The sequence below is a fragment of the Actinotalea sp. JY-7876 genome (assembly GCF_014042015.1).
In the GTDB taxonomy this organism is placed as follows: Bacteria; Actinomycetota; Actinomycetes; order Actinomycetales; family Cellulomonadaceae; genus Actinotalea.
Window position 1 is genome coordinate 431,485 of sequence record NZ_CP059493.1, and the last position, 13,430, is coordinate 444,914.

Consider the following 13,430-nt stretch of genomic DNA (forward strand, 5'->3'; position numbering starts at 1 on the left):
CGCCACGATCCTGCCGCTCGTGGTGCGGGCCCGCACGCCGTCGTGTACACCCGACGCATGCTCGACAACTCCGCCCGCGAGGCCCTCCAGGACGGCCTGCGCAAGACGGCCGTCGCCCTCGGCCAGGCCGACATCCCCTACGCGCTGTGCGGCACGTACGCCGCCTGGGCCCGGGGCGCACCCGAGCCGCTGCACGACGCCGACTTCGTCATCCGGGAGGAGGACGTCGAGCGGGCGCGCACCGCGGTGGAGGAGGCCGGCCTCGAGCTGCGCGACCCGGCCGAGGACTGGCTGTTCAAGGCCTACAACGACGGGCAGCTCGTGGACATCCTCTTCCGGATGGTCGGGGAGCCGGTCTCCCAGGAGGTCTTCGACCGCTGCGACGTGCTCGAGGTCCTGGCCGTGCGGATGCCCGTGCTGAGCGCCACGGACCTCATGTCCACCAAGCTGCGCGTGCTGCACGAGCACTACTGCGACTACGCGCGGCTGCTGCCGGTCGCGCGGGCGCTGCGCGAGCAGGTGGACTGGGACCTGGTGCGTCGCGAGTGCGCCGACAACCCGTTCGCGCGCAACTTCCTCAACCTGCTCGTCGACCTGGCCATCGTCGAGGCGCCCTGACCCGCTGCGTGGGTGTGCCCCAGGTCACACGCCGCGTTCATCTCCTCGTCACACGGTGCGCTTACGGTCGAACTACCCGATCCGGACAAACGACCCCTACGCCTTGGAGCACCGTCGTCGTCAGCGTCGCCGTCGATCTCCCCACCCGCCCCCTCGGGGCGAGTGCCGTCGACGAGGAGATGCCATGTCCACGACCGACCTCGACCGGCTCCTGCGGGAGCCCCGCCGCACGGAGGGCGCCCACGGCCGCCCGCTGCGCTCGGAGAACGCCGCCGCGCAGTCCCCGTCCCTCATGCTGCTCGTCCTGCTGGCCAGCGCCGGCATCGTCGTCTACGCCGTCTTCCTGCTGAACCCCGCGCACCGCGGTGACCTGGTGCCGTACGTGATGGTCATGGTCGCCGAGACGATCCTGGTGACCCACGCGCTCCTGTCCATGTGGACGGTCCTGTCGGCCGGCTACAACCCGCGCGGCTTCTCCTTCCACCACGCGCAGGAGCGGCTGTTCGACATCCCGGCCATCCTGCGGGCCGGGGCGGACGACGACCCCACGCGGTGGGACCTGTACCTCGGGGACCGCGTGGTCGAGGTCGACGTCTTCATCACGACCTACGGCGAGGACCTCGCGACCATCCGCCGCACCGTCACGGCCGCGCGCGACATCGAGGGCCGCCACGCGACGTGGGTCCTCGACGACGGCCGCTCCGACGAGGTCCGCGACCTCGCCGCCGAGCTCGGCGTGCGCTACGTCCGGCGCCTGTCCGGCGGCGGGGCCAAGGCCGGCAACATCAACCACGCGCTCACGCTCGCGCGCGGCGAGTTCTTCGTCGTGCTGGACGCCGACTTCGTGCCGCTGCCGGCGTTCCTGCGCGAGACGCTCCCGTTCTTCGCGTCCGAGGACGTCGCGTTCGTCCAGACCCCCCAGACCTACGGCAACCTGCACAACCTGATCTCGCGCGGGGCCGGCTACATGCAGGCGGTCTTCTACCGCTACGTCCAGCCCGGCCGGAACCGCTTCAACTCGGCCTTCTGCGTGGGCACCAACGTGGTCTTCCGCCGGGCCGCGATCGACCACATCGGCGGCATGTACTCCGACTCGAAGTCCGAGGACGTCTGGACGTCCCTGCTGCTGCACGAGCGCGGCTGGCGCACCGTCTACATCCCCGTGACGCTCGCCGTCGGCGACACCCCCGAGACCATCGAGGCCTACACCAAGCAGCAGCTGCGGTGGGCGACGGGCGGCTTCGAGATCATGCTCACCCACAACCCGCTGTCACGTCGTCGGAGCCTCACGCTCGACCAGCGCCTGCAGTACACGGTGACGGCCACGCACTACCTCACGGGCATCTGCCCGCTCCTGCTGCTGCTCGTGCCGCCGATGCACATCTTCTTCGACCTCAGCCCGATGGACATGGACATCTCCGCCGGCGCCTGGGTCCTGTACTACGGCGGCTTCTACCTCATGCAGATCGTGCTCGCGTTCTACACGCTCGGCTCGTTCCGCTGGGAGGTCCTCATGCTCGCGTCCGCGTCGTTCCCGATCTACACGCGCGCCCTGGTCAACGCGGCGCTCCGCCGGGAGCAGCGGTGGCACGTCACGGGCAGCAAGCGCCGGGCGACGACGCCGTTCGCCTTCATCGTGCCGCAGGTGCTGTTCTTCGTGTTCCTGCTGCTGACCTCCGTGGTCGGCGCCTGGAAGGACGTGACCGGGGGGACGTTCAGCCTGGCCCTGGCGTGGAACACGACCAACGCGCTCATCCTCGGCTCCTTCGTCGTCACCGCCTGGCGCGAGCACGTGGCGCTCGGCCGCACGAGCCGCCACGCCGAGCTCCGGCCGGCGGCACCGCCGCCCGCGGCGGCGCCACCCCGCACCGTGGTCGCCGTCCCGGCGGTCCTGGACGCAGCGGGTGCCGCGTGACCTGGGGGGCGCGGCTGCGCCTGCTCGTGGGCCTGGTGCTCGTGCTCGCGCTCGCGGCCTGGCTGACCATCCACCTCAACGACCGCCGCGGCGAGGCCACCAGCACGTCGGCCTCGATCCACACCCGGACGTACGACGTCGGCTCGTCCTACGCGGGGCTCGTCGTCACGCAGGAGGTCGAGGTGGGCGACGCGGTGACCCAGGGCCAGCCGCTGTTCGTCGTGGACAGCGCCGCGCTGCGGCACGACCTGCTCATCGGCCTGGTCTCCCCGGACGTCCCGGGCTCCGGCATCGCCGCGGACGGCACGCTGACGGTGACGGCGGCGGCCGACGGCGTCGTCTCCGAGCTGGCGGCCTCGCGCGGCACCTTCGTGCAGGCCGGCACCCGGATGGCGACCGTCGACACGGACGGCACGCTGACCGTGCAGGCGGAGTTCACCCTGACCCCGGAGCAGTTCGCGCGGGTCGAGGACCGTGCGCCCGTGAGCATCCGGCTGCCCGACGGCACGACCCTCGACGGCAGCGTGGACGAGGTCGACGCCACCACCGCGGCCGGGCAGGCCCAGGCGGTGGTGACCGTCGCCAGCGCCGGCCTGGTCCGTGGCGACGCCGACGGCCTCGTGGCGCCGGGCACGCCGGTGACCGCCGTGCTGACCCTCGACAACGACGGTCTCGTCTCGACCGTCGCCGAGAGCGTCGAGCGCGAGGTCGGCGAGCTCGTCACCCGGTGGTGGCCGTGAGGCGCCGCACGGTCGCCGCGGCCGTGGTGGGCGTGACGCTCGGGGTCGGCGCCGTGACGGGTGTCGCGCTCGGTCTCGCGCGGGACCCGGACGCCGGCCCCGGCGAGGGCGGCGCATCGACCCCGAGCGCCCCCGTCCCCGACAGCACCCTGGCCGCACCGCCCGACGACCTGGACGCCCTCGTGGCGGCCGTGGGGCAGTCCTCGCCCGGGGACCTCGGGCCGATGCGCCTCGCGCCCGACCTCCTGCCGCCGACCAACCGCTGGTTCAGCGGCCTGGTCTTCGGCGACCAGCCCCAGCCCGTCTTCGCGCTGCCCGTCTCCTTCGGCCTGACCGACGAGGGGTTCGCGCTCGGGGCACCCGTGCCCGTCGCGAGCCCGCACGCGGTCGTCGGGCCGCACGTGCCGGCGGTCGAGGTCTCGGCCGGCACGTCCGGCGCGCGCGTGAGCGCCTACGACGCGGCACGGGTCGAGATCGCCCTCCTCGGTGACGACGGCGAGCCGCGCGCCACCGTGACGCTCGCCCAGGGCTCGCCCTTCGTCACGGTCACCGCGCTCGCGGACGTCCGGCTCACCACGCCGGTGCCCTTCGAGGGCGACGAGGGTGCGCTGGTGGCCACGACCGAGGCCGGTGGCACGCGCGAGTGGGGGCTCGTCACCGACGGCGCCTGGGACGACGGCGTGGACCTCGCGACCGGCGAGACGGCGACGTTCTACCCGCTGCCCGACGACGCCGACCGCTCCGCGCTCGAGACGCTCGCCGAGGCGGCCGCCGACCCGCTCCTGCGGGTCGACCTGACGCAGGGCGTCGCGGCGGGCTCGGCGCGCACCACCCTGACCTACCGCACCGCGGACGGCGTCGCGGGCGCCGTCGTCGCGATGCCGCACCACCGGACGTGGGCCGCGCAGGGGGAGGGCGACTGCGGCCTCGGGACGTACCCGAGCGTGTACGGGACGCTCGAGCTCTGCGCGGGCGGCGAGCTGACGACGGTCGTCCCGGCGCTCACCGAGGCCGCGACGCTGGACCTGTCGGACGTCGACGAGGCCACGCGTGAGGCGCTGCGCGAGCAGCTCGCGGCGGACGTCGCGGCGACCCCGCCGTACCCCTCGGACTCCTACTTCGGCGGCAAGGCCCTGCACCGCTCGGCCGTGCTCGTCCAGCTCGGGCGCCAGCTCGGGGCCGACGACGTCGTGGCACCGCTCGTCGAGCGCGTGACCGAGGGGCTGCGCGAGTGGGCCGACCCGGACGGCTGCGCGGAGCGCGAGGCCCGGTGCGTGGTCTACGACCCCGTGGCCCGCGGCGTCGTCGGGCTCACCACGAACTTCGGCTCGGAGGAGTTCAACGACCACCACTTCCACTACGGCTACCTCCTGGCCGCGGCGGGCATCATGGCCGCGGACGACCCGGACCTCGCCGCCGACCTCGCGCCGGTGATGGACCTGCTCGCTGAGGACATCGCCGCGGGGCAGGACACGGAGTGGTTCCCGCGGCTGCGGGTGTTCGACGCCTACCGCGGGCACTCGTGGGCCTCGGGCACGGTGCCGTTCGCGGACGGCAACAACCAGGAGTCGACATCGGAGGCCGTCGCGGCGTGGAACGGCCTCGCGCTGTGGGGCGCGGCCGCGGGACGCGAGGACCTCGTGACGCAGGCGCGCTGGCTGCTGTCGGTGGAGGCGGCGACCGCCCGCACCTACTGGACCGAGCCCGACCTCACCGACCCGGCCCTCGAGGGGTTCGAGGACGCGATGTTCTCGCTCGGGTGGGGGGCCAAGCGCGACCACGCCACGTGGTTCAGCGCGGAGCCGAACGCGATCCTCGGGATCCAGCTCATCCCGCCCTCCCCGGTGGACGGTGTGCTGGCCGCGGATGAGGAGCGCGTGCGGCAGACGGTCGGGCAGGCGACGGCGAACGGGTTCGACGTCCAGTTCGGCGACCTGCTGCTCATGTACCTCGCGCTCGTGGACCCCGACGCGGCGCGCACGGCCGCGCAGACCCTCCCGGCGGAGCGGATCGACGACGGCAACTCGCGCACCTACCTGGAGGCCTGGCTCGCGGCACCGCCGGCGCGCGCGAGCGGGTGAGGGGGCGGCCATGGTCGGCGCCGCTAGGGTGCCGACCATGGCCCTCGTCGACGTCGCGGGGCAGCGCCGCGACCTCGGGGCGCTCCTGCGCAGCCGCACGCCCCTCGTCGTCATCGAGACGCGCGACGAGGACCGTGCCCGCGCCGTGGTCCGCGAGCTCGCGCGGGCCGCGGTGCCGGCGAAGCCCGTCTTCGAGTGGGTGGTCACCGAGGGGCTGCGCCGCGTCGACGTCGACCTCGGCGCGCCACAGCGGTTCCTCACCGGGCCGGAGAGCGTGCTGCAGTTCGTCCGCGACGGCATGCCGGCCGTGTACGTGCTGCTCGACTTCCACCCGTACCTGCAGGACCCGGTCACCGTCCGGCTGCTCAAGGACCTGTGCCAGGGCGCGGCGGCGGCGTCGCGCACCGTGGTGCTGATCAGCCACGAGGTCGACCTGCCGCCGGAGCTCGAGCACCTCGCGGCCAGGCTCGGGCTCGCGTTCCCGACCCGCGAGGAGCGGCGCGCGATCGTCGACGAGGTGGCGCGCGAGTGGGCCGCGGCCCACAGCGCCCTGGTGCGCGCCGACGAGACGTCGATCGCGCTGCTCGTCGAGAACCTCGCGGGCCTGTCGTTCGGCGACGTCCGCCGCCTCGCACGCGCGGCCGTGCACGACGACGGCGCCATCACCGCGAGCGACGTGCCGGCGGTGATGCGCGCCAAGTACGACCTGCTCGCGCAGGACGGCGTCCTGACCTTCGAGTACGAGACCGCCGGCGCCGGCGACCTCGCAGGGCTGGACCGGCTCAAGGAGTGGCTCGCGCGACGCCGCCCGGCGTTCGACGGCTCCGCGGCCGGGCTCGAACCGCCGCGCGGGGTCCTGCTGCTCGGCGTCCAGGGGTGCGGCAAGAGCCTCGCCGCCAAGGTCGCCGCGGGCGTCTTCGGCGTGCCCCTGCTGCGCCTGGACCTCGGTGCCATCGGCGACAAGTACGTCGGCGAGTCCGAGCGGCGCCTGCGCGAGAGCCTCGCGACGGCCGACGTCATGTCGCCGTGCGTGGTGTGGGTCGACGAGATCGAGAAGGGCCTTGCGACGTCCGACGGCGACACCGGGACGTCGCAGCGCGTGCTCGGCACCTTCCTCACGTGGCTCGCCGAGCGCCGCTCGCGCGTCTTCCTCGTCGCGACCGCGAACGACATCTCCCGGCTGCCGCCCGAGCTCATGCGCAAGGGACGCTTCGACGAGATCTTCTTCGTCGACCTGCCCGACGCCGCCGCGCGCGCCCAGGTGCTGCGCCTGCACGCCGCGCGGCGCGAGGTCGTCCTGAGCGACGCCGACGTCGCGGACCTCGTGGCCGCGTCCGACGGGTTCTCGGGGGCGGAGATCGAGCAGGCGGTCGTCGCGGCCGCGTACGCGGCGCACGCCGAGGCGTCGCCGTCGTCCGGCGGTGCGGCCCTCGTCCAGGCGCGGCACGTGGCCGACGAGCTGCGGGCCACGCGGCCGCTCAGCGTCGTCATGGCCGAGCAGGTCGCCGCCCTGCGGGCCTGGGCCGCGGGCCGGACCGTGCCCGCCGCCTGAGGTCGGCGCCGGCCGCCGCGCCGGCGGCCCGCTCGCACGGGTGAATCGGGCGGCCGCCCCTCCCCGGGTGGTGCGCTCCTGCCCTAGCGTGTGCGCCGACCCGTGCCGTCGGCGCGGCGTCGTCGACCGTCCGACCCTGGAGGCCCCGTGCTGCGCGCGCTGCCGTACATCGTGGAGTTCGCGCTGCTGGTGTTCTGCCTCATCGACTGCATCCAGACGCCCGAGGGCTCGGCGCGCAACCTCGGGAAGACGGCGTGGATCTTCGTCATCATCCTCATCCCGATCGCCGGAGCGGTCGCCTGGCTGGTCGCGGGGCGCCCGGCGAAGCAGCGCCCGTCGAGCGCCGTTCCGTGGCCGTCGACGGCGACCGCCGGCTTCCCCGAGTACGAGCGCCCGGCGCGGCCGCGCGGGCCCGACGACGACCCCGAGTTCCTCGCGTCGGTCGAGCGCCGCGAGCGCGCGGAGCACGAGAAGCTGCTCGCCGAGTGGGAGGCGCAGCTGCGCGAGCGCGAGCAGCGGCTCGGGTCCGTCGAGTCCGCGCCCGGTCCCGACGACACGACCGAGCCCGACCCCAGGCGCGAGGACTGAGCGCACCGCGCCGGAGCGCAGGTCGCCCCTGGGCGCCGTCGGTGCCGTCCCCTAGCGTGGCGCCATGACCGCCCGCCGCCCGCTGCTGCTGCTCGACACCGCCTCGCTCTACTTCCGGGCGTTCTACGGCGTGCCGGACTCGGTGAAGGCGCCGGACGGCACCCCCGTCAACGCCGTGCGCGGCCTGGTCGACATGATCGCCCGGCTCGTCACGGCCCGGCGCCCGGACCGGCTGGTCGCGTGCTGGGACGACGACTGGCGGCCGGCGTTCCGGGTCGAGGCGATCCCGAGCTACAAGGCGCATCGCGTCGCCGAGGGCGACCGTGAGGAGGTCCCCGACCTGCTCACGGCGCAGATCCCGGTGATCGTCGAGGTGCTCGAGGCGTTCGGCATCGCGCGCGTCGGAGCGCCGGGCTTCGAGGCCGACGACGTCATCGGGACCCTGACCGAGCGCGAGGCGTCCCGGCCGGCGGGCGAGCGCGCCCCGGTCGAGGTGGTCACGGGGGACCGCGACCTGTTCCAGCTCGTCGACGACGCGCGGGGCGTGCGCGTGCTCTACACGGCCCGCGGCATCACCGACCTCGACGTCGTCGACCAGGCGCGCCTGGCCGAGCGGTACGACGTCGCGGACGGGCAGGCCTACGCCGACCTCGCGGTCCTGCGCGGTGACGCGAGCGACGGCCTGCCCGGCGTCGCCGGCATCGGAGAGAAGACGGGAGCGGCGCTGCTGCGCCGCTACGGCACGCTGGCGGGTGTCCTGGCGGCGCTCGAGGCGCACGACGCCGGCCTCACGCCCGCGCAGCGGCGCCGCCTGACCGAAGGGCTGCCCTACCTCGCCGTCGCCCCGGGCGTGGTCAACGTGGCGCGGGACGCGCCAGTGGCTGACGCCGACGACGCCCTGCCGCGCACCCCCGCAGACCCCGAGCGCCTGGTCGAGCTCGCCACGCGGTGGGGGCTGACGTCGAGCGTCGCCCGGCTCGTCGACGCGCTCGCGGCCGACTGACGGGCCGTCAGCTGCTGGTCTGCGGCGCCGGCGGGCCCTCGCTGGACTGGACGATGACGAAGCCCTGACCCTCGAACGCGAGCTGGAACGCCTCGCCCGACCCGCGCCCGATGAACGCGCCGGCTGTCATCGAGCTCTTCACGCTGGTGCGCAGGCCGGTGGACCACGCGACCGCGGACTGCGCGTCCGCGAAGGTCGGCGCGTCGACCGTGAGCACGACGGGCGGGCCGAACGACGTGATGGCGAGCTGGCCGTGGCCGGTGAACACGGTGTTGAACAGGCCGCCCGCCATCATCGAGGCACCCTCGACCCGGCGGATGTCCCACTGGAGCGTCGGGTCGAACGCGAGCACGTTGCGCCCGTTGACCGTCACGGAGTCGCCCTCGAGTGTCAGCACGTGGATCTCGGAGGCGTCGTCGGCCAGGAAGAGGTCACCGCGCCCGGTCACGCGCATGAGCGGGACACCCTCGCCCGTGAACGCCTTCTTGAGCAGCTTCCCGACCCCGCCGGCGCCCTGGTACGCAAAGTCCATCTGCCCCTGGTAGGCGACCATCGCGCCCTGGCGGGCCATCACCTCGCCGTCGAGCCGGACGCGGAGCATCTTGGGGTTCTGCAGGCCGAAGCGCTCCTCGCTGACCTGCTCGAGGTGGGTGCCGAAGATCTGGCTGCGCACGTGTGGTCCTCCTGTCGCGGGCCCCCGCGGGCCGAGGCCCCAGCCTCGCAGACACGGCGGCGCGGGAGGGCCTCTAGCCTGCGGCGAGCCCGGTCCGGAGCACGTCGAGCACGTCCGGCAGCAGCAGCGCCACGCCGCCGGCGGCCGCGGCGACCGTCACGGCCAGGAGGATCCCCACCCAGATCCCGGCGGGCACGCGCGTGAGCCGTGCGAGCTGGTCGGGGTCGGACGTCCGTGGGCCCGTGCGCCGGCTCGCCACGAGCTCGAGCACCGCGCGCGGCGCTCCCAGGAGCAGGAACCACGTCAGGGTCAGCGCGACGGCGAACTGCAGGGCGGGCTCGAGCCACCACGTGACCGCCACGACGCCCGCGCCGCACACCAGCACGACCCACAGCCCGAAGAGGTTGCGGATCTGGAGCAGCAGGAGGGTCAGCAGGAGCAGGACCGACCACAGCAGCGCGACGGCGCGGCCGGTCGAGAGCAGGGCGGCCGCCGCGAGTCCCACGAGCGCCGGCCCGGTGTAGCCGGCGAGCAGGGTCACGACCATGCCGGGGCCGCGCGGCCGCCCGCGCGAGACCGTGAGGCCTGACGTGTCCGAGTGCAGGCGGATGCCGGTGAGCCGGCGGCCGCTGACCACCGCGGCGATCGCGTGCCCGCCCTCGTGCGCGACGGTGACGACGTGCCGCGTGACGCGCCAGAGCCACGGCACCAGCACGAGCAGCAGGGCGAGCGCCGCCGTGGCGGCCACGACGCGGGCGGACGGCAGCGGCTGGGTGGCAAGGATCCGGTCCCAGAGCTCGGCGATCACTGCGTCATCGTGCCAGCCCGCCGGGGCCGCGCCGTCGCCCGGGCGCGAGCCGGCCGCGGTGCGCGGTCAGCCGTGGGCCGGGGCGCGGGTCCCGAGCAGGACGCCGGCCTCGTCGCCCGGCAGGGCGCTCGCGTAGAGCCAGCCCTGGGCGTTGGCGCAGCCCATGGCGCGCAGCCGCTCCTCCTGGTCGGGGGTCTCGACGCCCTCCGCGACGACCTCCAGGCCGAGCACCCGGCCCATGGCCACGATGACCCCGACGAGCTCGCTCGTCCGGTCGTCCACGCCGAGCTGCGCGACGAAGGACTGATCGATCTTGAGCGCGTCGACGGGGAACCCCCGCAGCGCGTTGAGCGAGGAGTGCCCGGTGCCGAAGTCGTCGATGTGCAGCCGCACGCCGGCGGCCCGCAGGTCGGACATGATCGCCCGCGCGGCCTCCGGGTCGGACATGAGCACCGACTCCGTGATCTCCAGCACCAGCGACGACGCCGGGACGCCGTGCCGCTCGATGGCGTCGGTCACGGTGCGCAGCAGCCGGTCCGACCAGAACTCCCGGTGGGACAGGTTCACGGACACGCTGACCGGGCCGCCGTGCTCCGTCAGCCACCGGGCGACCTGCGCCGCGACGGCGTCCAGGATCCACTGGCCGAGCGTGACGATGGTGCCGCTCTCGGCCATGACCGGCAGGAAGTCGCCGGGCAGCATGATCCCGCGCGTCGGGTGGTCCCACCGGACGAGCGCCTCGAACCGCGTCAGCCGCGAGCCGTCGAGGGCGACGACCGGCTGGTAGTGGACGACGAACTGCTGCTCCTGCAACGCCGTGCGCAGCTCCGCCTGGGCGTGGAGGCGTCCGGTCGCGCGCGAGTGCATCGACGGGTGGAACACGCTGGAGGTGCCCCGCTCCGCCTCCTTCGCGTGGTACATCGCGATGTCGGCGTCGCGCAGCACGTCCTCCGCGACCACGTAGCCGGTGTCGGACGTCGCGATGCCGACGCTCGCCGTGACGGCGACCTCCTGCCCGGCGAGCACGACGGGCACCGCGATGCGCCGCTGCAGCCGCTCCACCACGGAGAGCACGGCGTCGTGATCCAGGTCGTACAGCAGCAGCGCGAACTCGTCGCCGCCGAAGCGCGCCGCCGTGTCGACCGAGCGCAGGTCGTCCCGCAGGCGACCGCCCACCTCGGCGAGGAGCTGGTCGCCGACGAGGTGGCCGAGCGAGTCGTTGATCAGCTTGAAGCCGTCCAGGTCGAGGAACACGACGGCGAAGCGCGTGGTCGGGCGCCGGCGCGCCTGGTCGACCGCCCACGTGAGCCGGTCGAGGAACAGGCGGCGGTTGGGGAGCCCGGTGACGGTGTCGTAGAGCGCGGCCTGGCGCAGCTGGTCCTCGAGCTCACGCCGCGGGTGGATGTCCGCCAGGGAGCCCACCACGCGCCGTGCCGTGCCGTCGGGCCCGCTCTCCGGCAGCGCGCGGCACACGACCCAGCGGTGGGAGCCGTCGGGCCGCACGATGCGGTGCTCGACCTCGAACGGCAGGCACTCGACGAGCGCGCGCCGCAGCTCGGCCCGGACGCTCGCGAGGTCGTCGGGGTGCACCGCGCCGAGCCACGGCGCCATCTCGTCCGGGTCGGCACCGCCGCAGGACGGGGCGGCTGTGGTCCGGTCGTGCGTGCTGCCGAGCAGGTCCTGGCAGCGTGAGGACCAGAAGCACTCGCCGGTCTCGACGTCCCAGTCCCACAGCCCGTCGTGCGTCGCGCCGACGGCGAGGGAGTACCGCTCCTCGCTGCGGCGCACGTCCTCGAGCAGCGCCTCCTGCTTGAGCGCGACGCCGAGCAGGGCGGCCCAGTGGTTGTAGCGGGCGCGGCCCGTGCCGGCGGTGGCGTCGACCGGCCCGATCACCGTCAGCATCCCGTGGTCCCCGCTCGCGCCGCGGACGGGCAGCACGAAGGTGACCTCGTCGCGACCGGCGTCCGCGAGGTCGACGAGCGCCCGCGGCGGGAAGTCCTCGACGCGCAGGTGCTCCGGGAGCGGTGCCGTGAGCAGCCCGGCCGGGTCGAAGACGCCGGCCGTGCGCAGCCTGCCGTCGCCGGGCGGCCCGTCCCAGAGCCCGAGGACGCCCACGCTCGCGGAGGCCTGGCTGAGCCAGCGCAGGTCGCTCGGGTCGGTGCCCACGCGACCGAGCAGCTCCATGCTGACCTCGTACTGCTCGACGAGCGAGCGCGACAGGCGCGTCGTCAGGTCCAGGCCGCTGGCGGCCTGGAGGTGGGACAGCGCCACGCTCAGCCGCACCATGCAGTGGGCGACGAGCTCGTGCGCGGCGCCCACGTCGGACCACGCGAGGTCCAGACCGCGTGCCATCTCGTGGAGCCGGCCGATCGCGGTCTCGGTGAACGCCTCGACGGTCTCGGGCGACGGCGCGGTCGGGTACAGGTCCTGCACGAGCCGTTCGAGCAGGGCGTCCAGCTCGTCGCGGTCCACGTCGGTGCGGATCCGCCGGGGGGCCCGCGCCGGCTCCCCCCCGAGCAGCTCGGTGACCCGCGCCGCGAACGTGGCCCCGTCCGCCCGGCCGCGATCGGACGAGCCGACGGCGCCCGAGCCGCACCCGCACGAGCGCCGCGGGCGGAACGACGACGCCACGAGGTGCAGCGCGTGCGGCACCTCCTGCCCGCCCAGCTCCGCGAGCAGCAGCCGGGCGGCCGTGGCGCCCAGCTCGACGATGTGCTGGTCGACGGTCGCGAGCGGCGGGTTGCTGTGCCACCCGGCCTCGATGTCGTCGAAGCCGACGACCGCGAGGTCCTGCGGCACGCGCACGCCGCGCCGTGCGAGCTCCTCGACGAGGCCGAGCGCGATCCGGTCGGTGGAGGTCACGGCGGCGGTCACCCCGTGGGCCTCCCGCGCGGCGAGGAACGCGTCCACGGCCCGGCGCCCGCCGGTCTCCACGTGGTCCTGCGTCGGGACGAAGAGCTCGTCGCGGGCGGGCAGGTCGTGCTCGGCCAGGGCGTCGCGGTAGGCCGTGAAGCGCTCGCGCATGTCGGGCTGGGCCACGTTCCCGACGAAGGCGATCGAGCGGTGGCCGTGCGCCACGAGGTGCGCGACGGCGGCCCGCACGCCCGCGCCGTTGTCGGGGCAGACGCGGGCCGCGTCCACGTCGAGGTCGTTGCTGACCACGACGACGGGCTTGCCGGCGGCCCGGAGGCGGTGGACGAAGTCGGCTCGGGTCGCCTCCGCGACCGTGACGAAGCCGTCGAGGTGCTCCCAGCCGACGGGCGTGCGGACGTCCGGCGCGGGGATGAGCTCGTCGCCCGAGCGACCGGCGTCGAGCGTCTGGATCAGGACGACGTGCCCGCCCGCGGCGGCGACCTCACGGACGACGCCGGCGAGCACCTCGCCGAAGTAGAAGCCCCCGGTGACGGGGGACAGCACGCCGATGCGGGTCATGCCCCTCGCCATCGGCGCAG

The 13,430-nt window shown here is 74.6% G+C and carries 10 protein-coding genes; 7 read left to right on the forward strand and 3 right to left on the reverse strand.

Annotated features, from left to right (window positions below; translation table 11 throughout):
• The first annotated feature begins 57 nt into the window (after positions 1 to 57).
• The 7 genes from H2O74_RS02185 (at position 58) to H2O74_RS02215 (ending at position 8,497) form a co-directional block, all read left to right on the forward strand.
• Positions 58 to 618 (forward strand): hypothetical protein, encoded by a 561-nt coding sequence (locus H2O74_RS02185; RefSeq protein ID WP_182112933.1) that lies wholly within the window; start codon positions 58 to 60, stop codon positions 616 to 618.
• Positions 619 to 802: 184 nt separating this feature from the next.
• On the forward strand, positions 803 to 2,533 hold the full coding sequence (locus tag H2O74_RS02190) for a glycosyltransferase (protein WP_182112934.1): 1,731 nt from the start codon (positions 803 to 805) through the stop codon (positions 2,531 to 2,533).
• On the forward strand, positions 2,530 to 3,273 hold the full coding sequence (locus tag H2O74_RS02195; RefSeq protein ID WP_182112935.1) for an HlyD family efflux transporter periplasmic adaptor subunit: 744 nt from the start codon (positions 2,530 to 2,532) through the stop codon (positions 3,271 to 3,273). Before H2O74_RS02190 ends, H2O74_RS02195 begins: the two co-directional genes overlap by 4 nt.
• On the forward strand, positions 3,270 to 5,354 hold the full coding sequence (locus tag H2O74_RS02200; protein WP_182112936.1) for a glycosyl hydrolase: 2,085 nt from the start codon (positions 3,270 to 3,272) through the stop codon (positions 5,352 to 5,354). The genes H2O74_RS02195 and H2O74_RS02200 overlap by 4 nt, the downstream gene beginning before the upstream one ends.
• 37 nt (positions 5,355 to 5,391) lie before the next feature.
• Positions 5,392 to 6,906: an AAA family ATPase gene (locus tag H2O74_RS02205; RefSeq protein ID WP_182112937.1), complete on the forward strand. Its 1,515-nt coding sequence runs from the start codon at positions 5,392 to 5,394 to the stop codon at positions 6,904 to 6,906.
• Positions 6,907 to 7,053: 147 nt separating this feature from the next.
• Complete coding sequence (locus H2O74_RS02210) at positions 7,054 to 7,494, forward strand: PLD nuclease N-terminal domain-containing protein (protein ID WP_182112938.1); 441 nt, start codon at positions 7,054 to 7,056, stop codon at positions 7,492 to 7,494.
• Between the two features lie 64 nt (positions 7,495 to 7,558).
• Positions 7,559 to 8,497 (forward strand): 5'-3' exonuclease, encoded by a 939-nt coding sequence (locus H2O74_RS02215; protein ID WP_182112939.1) that lies wholly within the window; start codon positions 7,559 to 7,561, stop codon positions 8,495 to 8,497.
• 7 nt (positions 8,498 to 8,504) lie between these two features.
• Here H2O74_RS02215 and H2O74_RS02220 read toward each other — a convergent pair whose 3' ends face one another.
• The 3 genes from H2O74_RS02220 to H2O74_RS02230 all read right to left on the reverse strand — a co-directional run bounded on the left by H2O74_RS02220 (position 8,505) and on the right by H2O74_RS02230 (position 13,410).
• Positions 8,505 to 9,170, reverse strand: coding sequence for an AIM24 family protein (locus tag H2O74_RS02220; RefSeq protein ID WP_220458006.1), 666 nt, complete (start codon positions 9,168 to 9,170; stop codon positions 8,505 to 8,507).
• A 73-nt stretch (positions 9,171 to 9,243) separates the two neighbouring features.
• Complete coding sequence (locus H2O74_RS02225) at positions 9,244 to 9,978, reverse strand: M50 family metallopeptidase (RefSeq protein ID WP_220458007.1); 735 nt, start codon at positions 9,976 to 9,978, stop codon at positions 9,244 to 9,246.
• Between the two features lie 66 nt (positions 9,979 to 10,044).
• Complete coding sequence (locus tag H2O74_RS02230; protein WP_182112940.1) at positions 10,045 to 13,410, reverse strand: EAL domain-containing protein; 3,366 nt, start codon at positions 13,408 to 13,410, stop codon at positions 10,045 to 10,047.
• Positions 13,411 to 13,430 lie beyond the last annotated feature (20 nt).

Coding starts and splice junctions, on each gene's coding strand:
- H2O74_RS02205 (WP_182112937.1), top strand. CDS start 5,392: ATGGCCCTCGTCGACGTCGCGGGGCAGCGCCGCGACCTCGGGGCGCTC.
- H2O74_RS02215 (WP_182112939.1), top strand. CDS start 7,559: ATGACCGCCCGCCGCCCGCTGCTGCTGCTCGACACCGCCTCGCTCTAC.
- H2O74_RS02185 (WP_182112933.1), top strand. CDS start 58: ATGCTCGACAACTCCGCCCGCGAGGCCCTCCAGGACGGCCTGCGCAAG.
- H2O74_RS02230 (WP_182112940.1), bottom strand. CDS start 13,410: ATGACCCGCATCGGCGTGCTGTCCCCCGTCACCGGGGGCTTCTACTTC.
- H2O74_RS02190 (WP_182112934.1), top strand. CDS start 803: ATGTCCACGACCGACCTCGACCGGCTCCTGCGGGAGCCCCGCCGCACG.